Source organism: Aeromonas sp. HMWF014 (assembly GCF_963878295.1).
GTDB classification, from domain to species: Bacteria; Pseudomonadota; Gammaproteobacteria; order Enterobacterales; family Aeromonadaceae; genus Aeromonas; species Aeromonas popoffii.
In genome coordinates, this window is sequence record NZ_CAWNYS010000399.1 from 1 (window position 1) to 4,401 (window position 4,401).

General features: G+C 61.5%; 4 protein-coding genes. All 4 read right to left on the reverse strand.

Annotation, left to right across the window (positions count from 1 at the left end; genetic code table 11):
• Positions 1-90: 90 nt before the first annotated feature.
• Entirely contained in the window at positions 91-1,515 is a 1,425-nt protein-coding gene (gene mgtE, locus AAC083_RS16160) for a magnesium transporter (RefSeq protein ID WP_181364782.1), read from the reverse strand.
• Between the two features lie 342 nt (positions 1,516-1,857).
• Positions 1,858-3,186: an HslU--HslV peptidase ATPase subunit gene (hslU, locus tag AAC083_RS16165; protein ID WP_108537142.1), complete on the reverse strand. Its 1,329-nt coding sequence runs from the start codon at positions 3,184-3,186 to the stop codon at positions 1,858-1,860.
• A 64-nt stretch (positions 3,187-3,250) separates the two neighbouring features.
• Complete coding sequence (hslV, locus tag AAC083_RS16170; protein ID WP_108537143.1) at positions 3,251-3,784, reverse strand: ATP-dependent protease subunit HslV; 534 nt, start codon at positions 3,782-3,784, stop codon at positions 3,251-3,253.
• Positions 3,785-3,977: 193 nt separating this feature from the next.
• Positions 3,978-4,401 (reverse strand): SPOR domain-containing protein (locus AAC083_RS16175; RefSeq protein WP_181364783.1); only part of this gene is annotated, 424 nt, incomplete at its 5' end.

Consider the following 4,401-nt stretch of genomic DNA (forward strand, 5'->3'; position numbering starts at 1 on the left):
TCACACATCAGAAGGATCGGTCAATGGATCCTTAACTGATCGGCATTATCCGTGCAGGACCCCTTTTTTGATCGGGACGACTCGTCCTTACTAGATGAGGAACAGGGTCGCCAGCCCGAGGAAGATGAAGAAGCCGCCGGTATCCGTGATGGCGGTGATCATCACGCTGGCACCGATCGCCGGATCCCGGCCGAGACGTGACATCGTCATGGGGATGATGACCCCCATCAGGGCGGCGACCAGCAGGTTGATCATCATGGCCAGCGTCATTACGGCGCCCAGTGCGGCATCCTGATAGAGGGCATAGGTGGCCAGCCCCATGGTGCCGCCCCACACCAGGCCGTTGATAAGTGCCACCCCCAGTTCGCGCCACAGCAGGAAGGAGACGTTGCCAGCCTGGATGTGCTGCAGCGCCAGCGCCCGCACTATCATGGTGATGGTCTGGTTGCCTGTGTTGCCGCCGATCCCCGCGACTATGGGCATCAGGGCCGCCAGCGCCACCAGTTGCGATATGGTGTGCTCGAACAGACCTATGACCCGGGAGGCCACGAAGGCGGTACAGAGGTTGATGGCGAGCCAGGCCCAGCGGGTCTTGACCGCTTTGCTGACCGGGGCGAATACGTCTTCATCTTCGCTGATCCCCCCCATGCGGCGCAGATCTGTGTCGCTCTCCTCATACACCAGATCCACCACCTCGGCGACGGTGAGGCGGCCCATCAGCTTGCCGCGTGCGTCCACCACGGCGGCGGAGACCAGGTCATCCCGCTCGAAGGTGCGGGCCGCGGCCTCGTCGTTGTCCTCCGGATCGAAGGTGACCGGATCCCGTTCCATCACCTCGGCGACCAGGGTTGCCGGCTTGTGCAGCAGCACTGTGGTGAGCGGCAGCTCCCCCTGCAGTCGGTTGCGCCTGTCGATGACGAACAGCTTGTCGGTGTTGACGGGGATCTTGCCACGCAGGCGCAGGTAGCGCTGCACGGTCGCCAGACTCACCTCGGCGCGCACCGTGATGAGCTCGAAGTCCATCATGGTGCCGACCGTGTGCTTGCCGTAGCGGATCACCTCTCTCACCTGATCGCGCTGGGGAGGTGCCATGGAGGTGAGCAGTCGGCCCATCAGGTTGCGGGGCAGATATTGGCCGAGGTAGATCTGATCGTCTATGTCTAGGGTGCGCAGGGCGTGCAGCAGCGCCTTGTCGCTCATGCCGCTGATCAGGCTGTCCCACACTGTCTCCGAGGCCTCGACCAGAACCTGGCCATGCTTCGCCTCATCCACCAGTTGCCACAGCACGTGGCGCTCGTCCGGTGGCAGGGATTCCAGCGCATCGGCGATATCTGCGGCGGGCAGGCGGTTGACCAGATTGGTGATCTCGCTGGTCTGGTCGCGTAGCTCGGCATCCTGTACCGCCTGCGGATCCAGCAGGCTGTCGGTGAGGGCATCATCGACCAGCAGTAGGGTGAGAATGCGCGATCTGTCTTGTTCACGCTGCTTGGCGCTGTTCTTGACGGGGAGAGACATGACACAGAATTCCTGAATTCGGTTGGCCGGATGACCTTCCCTATAGGATACCAGACTCAAAACAAGAGGTTATGACCATGAATGCGGTAAGTGCGGATAAAAAACTGCCACCATGATGGTGACGGTCTCAATGGCGAGTCTGACGGCGGGCTCAGGCCAGTGCAGCGCCCCTGTCTGGCCGGATGAGGGTGGTCAGACTCGGGAGCCTGTTTGCCACTTTGGTGGGAATGCCCAATCTGGCAGCCGGGATGCAGTGCGGGCAGCGACGTGAGACTGAAATGGCATAAAAAAACGCCTCCACAGGGGGAGGCGTCTTGGTTCGGAAGGGTGCTGCGCTTGTGCTTACAGGATGAAGCGGCTCAGATCCTCGTCCTCGATCAGCGCCCCGAGGTGGGCGTTGACGTAGTCGGTATCGATGACAAAGGTCTCGCCTGACTTCTCGGAGGCATCATAGGAGATGTCTTCCATCAGCCGCTCCATGACGGTGTGCAGGCGGCGGGCACCTATGTTCTCGGTGCGCTCGTTGACCTGCCAGGCCGCTTCGGCCAGACGGCGGATACCATCTTTGGTGAACTCGATCTTGACCCCTTCGGTGCCCATCAGCGCCTGGTACTGATCGGTGAGCGAGGCGTTCGGCTCGGTCAGGATGCGCTCGAAGTCGTCTGTGGTGAGCGCGGTCAGCTCGACCCGGATGGGCAGGCGACCTTGCAGCTCGGGGATGAGATCGGACGGGCGGGCCACCTGAAAGGCACCGGAGGCGACAAACAGTATGTGGTCTGTCTTGACCATGCCGTGCTTGGTGCTGACCGTGCAGCCCTCTACCAGCGGCAGCAGGTCGCGCTGTACCCCCTCGCGGGAGACATCGGGGCCCGAGCTCTCGCCGCGTTTGCAGATCTTGTCGATCTCGTCGAGGAAGACGATGCCGTTGTTCTCGACCGCTGCAATCGCCTTCTGCTTCAACTCTTCCGGATTGACCAGACGGGCCGCTTCCTCTTCGATCAGCACCTTCATGGCCTCTTTGACCTTGATCCTGCGCTTCTTCTTCTGGTTCTGACCCAGGTTCTGGAACAGCCCCTGTAACTGGCTTGCCATCTCTTCCATGCCCGGGGGGGTCATGATGTCGACACCCATGGGACTGGCTGACAGCTCGAGTTCGATCTCCTTGTCATTCAGCTGGCCTTCTCGCAGCTTCTTGCGGAAGATCTGGCGGGTGTTGGAGTTGTCTGCCTTCTCCTCCTCGCCCCAGCTGTTGCGCGGGTTGGGCAGCAGGGCGTCGAGGATGCGCTCCTCGGCGGCTTCCTCGGCGCGGTATTTCATCTTCTCCATCTCGGTCTCGCGCACCAGCTTGATGGCGACGTCGGTCAGATCGCGGATGATGCTGTCCACTTCCTTACCCACATAGCCCACCTCGGTGAACTTGGTCGCTTCCACCTTGATGAAGGGGGCGTTGGCCAACTTGGCCAGACGACGGGCGATCTCGGTCTTGCCGACCCCGGTCGGGCCTATCATCAGGATGTTTTTCGGGGTCACTTCATGACGCATCTCTTCATCGAGCTGCATCCGGCGCCAGCGGTTGCGCAGGGCAACGGCAACGGCGCGCTTGGCATCGGCCTGACCAATGATGTGTCGGTCCAGCTCGTGGACGATTTCTCTCGGGGTCATCTCGGACATGATGGAGTTCCTGTATCCGGGGCGGGCAGGACCCACCCCTTGGAGAATGGGTTACGTGGCTGGCTTATTTAGCAGAATAGTTCAGCACTTCAATGGTGTGGTGACCATTGGTGAAGACGCAGATGTCGCCCGCAATCTTGAGGGACTTCTCGACGATGGTCTTGGCATCCAGCTCGGTGTTTTCCAGCAGCGCGATGGCGGCGGACTGGGCGAAGTTGCCACCCGAGCCGATGGCGATCAGGTCATGCTCCGGCTGCACCACATCACCGTTGCCGGTGATGATGAAGGATTTGTTTTCATCGGCGACCGCCAGCAGGGCCTCGAGACGGCGCAGGGCGCGATCGGTGCGCCAATCTTTGGCCAGCGCCACGGCGGCGCGCTCCAGATTACCCTGATGGGCCTGCAGTTTTGCTTCGAAACGCTCGAGCAGGGTGAAGGCGTCAGCGGTGCCGCCAGCGAAACCGGCCAGCACCTTGCCGTTATAGAGACGATGGACCTTGCGGGCGTTGCCCTTCATGACGGTGTTGCCAAGAGAGACTTGGCCATCGCCACCGATGACGACCTGACCGTTGCGGCGAACTGAAACTATGGTAGTCACTTTACTTACCTCGCTTGAGCCGAATAACGGCCAGACTGTGCATGGCAAGAAAGATGGGGATGGCAAGCGGGTTTTTCAAGCCTGTTGTTTGGCGGGACAACACGGGGCGGGACAGGTGCAGTGGCGAGTGGCATTAAAAGAAACAGGGCCGGGTGTTGCTACCCGGCCCTGATCACTCATCCGCTGGCGGTGGTCATCCCTTTTTGGGGATGCAGCCGCTGATGCCGGCGCTTTGCAGCTTGCGGTTGGCCGCATCGACGGCCGCCTTGCCGCTAAAGGGACCCACCATCACCTTGTAGACGGTGCCATTGTCGCCATTTACCATCTGCAGGCTGGAGGAGAGGCCAGCGCCAAAGGCGATACGCGCCTTGAGCGACTCGGCAGAATCCTGCGAGCGCAGCGCGGCACATTGCATCATGTAGCGACCGCTGTCGGCCGCCGCCTGAGCCCTGGTGGTCTCGGCCCGTTCCCGTTCCAGCTCGGCCCGCAGTTCACGCTCGATCTGTTCCCGCTCAGCTTGGCGGTCGATCACCTGCACCTGGGCTGTGGCCACGGGGGCGGGCTTGGCGGGTTGAACCGGTTGCGGCTTGTAAGGCTGCACCTGACCTATGGGGGTG

Bases quoted from the DNA above. Each gene is read 5' to 3' on its own strand.
- mgtE (WP_181364782.1), bottom strand. From the start codon at position 1,515: ATGTCTCTCCCCGTCAAGAACAGCGCCAAGCAGCGTGAACAAGACAGA.
- hslU (WP_108537142.1), bottom strand. From the start codon at position 3,186: ATGTCCGAGATGACCCCGAGAGAAATCGTCCACGAGCTGGACCGACAC.